The organism is Neorhizobium fuzhouense (assembly GCF_042611105.1).
In the GTDB taxonomy this organism is placed as follows: Bacteria; Pseudomonadota; Alphaproteobacteria; order Rhizobiales; family Rhizobiaceae; genus Neorhizobium; species Neorhizobium galegae_A.
In genome coordinates, this window is the sequence record NZ_JBHFFP010000035.1 from 1 (window position 1) to 1465 (window position 1465).

General features: G+C 60.9%; 1 protein-coding gene. It reads right to left on the reverse strand.

What is annotated here, in order from left to right:
- Positions 1–1465, reverse strand: a 1465-nt coding sequence (locus ACEXP3_RS24655) for a hypothetical protein (RefSeq protein ID WP_377299809.1), incomplete at both ends; no start/stop codon positions are given.

The following is a 1465-nucleotide window of genomic DNA, read 5'->3' on the forward strand; positions in this document are numbered from 1 at the left end:
CGTTGGCGGTGAGGGTGGCGATCGGCGGCTGCACGAGGTAGCCGGCGCCGGTTGTATTGGGGTGCAGCGTGTCAATGTAGTTTCCTAGCTGCCAGACCGACCCGCCAGCGGACCCGACCGTTCCGCCTGTTCCGTGGGTCTGCATCCACGAATAAGTCTCGACGTAGTTGACGCCGATTGCGGCAGCAACCGTGGCATAGCTCCCCATGACCGTCGCGACCGTCGCAGGCGTGCTGGTGCTGTCGATACCGCCTTGGACGTAGAGCCACTTGCCCGACGTTACCGAGCTACTAATCTCCCCAAGCTTGGGGAGATAGACCGTCTGCATATCCTCGTCGGGGCCTGACCCGTCCACGACAAGGAGAGTGCGCGTGCGCAGTGCGGGCGTTTTAGCCCAAGCAGCCGCATGACCAGTCATGTTGCGCCCGCCGACACCCTCGCTGGAAATTTTCCGGGTTGGCAGCGCTGCCTTGAACGCCGTCGTGAACGGCCCTGTGAAGCTGTCACCGAGGATGTGGAGCACATCGCTGAATTTGTCGTACCAAGTCTCTCGCAAGCTGATTTCAGGTACGCGCCGTGCGAAATAGGTAATGCGGCGCAGCGTACCGGATATCAGCGATCCGCCGTTGATATGGCCGATGTGGATGCGGTCTATCCATGGCGGCATAGTGCCCGATGTGTCGAGGGTCGATGGCAGAGACCACTCGCCATTAGGGGCAATCTGCATATCGTTTAGCGCCCAAGCTGCGGCCACCGTGTTTGGCGATGATAGGAAAATAGACCCAAACGCCATACCGGTCTGCGCCACGTTGCCGTCGCGAATGCCGAGCGACATTGTCCCGGCGGTTGTATGAATGATTTGGATGAGAGATGTGTTGATGGTGCCGCCGGAACCATAGCGATCCGTCAGTGTCGCCAAGGTATCGTTTGACGCGAGCGATGATGGAGCGGTGTATTTGACGACCAGGGTGCCGGAGCCCTGCGCAAAACCAGAGAACGGGGCCGCCTCGCGGATACTGCATCTGCCAAAATCACGATTGGATACCTGCGCTCCGGTGCGGAGCGAGATATATGTCGTGGTCGCGGTTGCGACGAAGGTAAAGGTGGCAGATGTCCCATTGTTGACGGCTTGTGTCGTGGCCGCGTTCAGACTGTTTTCCGTCCCGCCGGGGGTGGTTCCGGCTGACAGAAAGGCAACAGCCGTACCGATGTTCTGCACCGTCACCGCATAAGACCGGCCGACAACCGTCGTGACGGCCTGATAGGCGTAGGCAATTGCTGCCGTTGTGGCGGCAACACGCATGCCGCCTGTCACCTGCGAGATCGTCGTCTGAGCGGTACCCGCCGTCCACGCGGCGATGTCTTCGGGTGTGTTTAGCTCCGCGCCCACGACCAGTTCGGCGCCCTGCGGCGTCGGACCCAACGTGACGAGGTTGCCGGAAACTACCGATACGGTGCCGAGCGC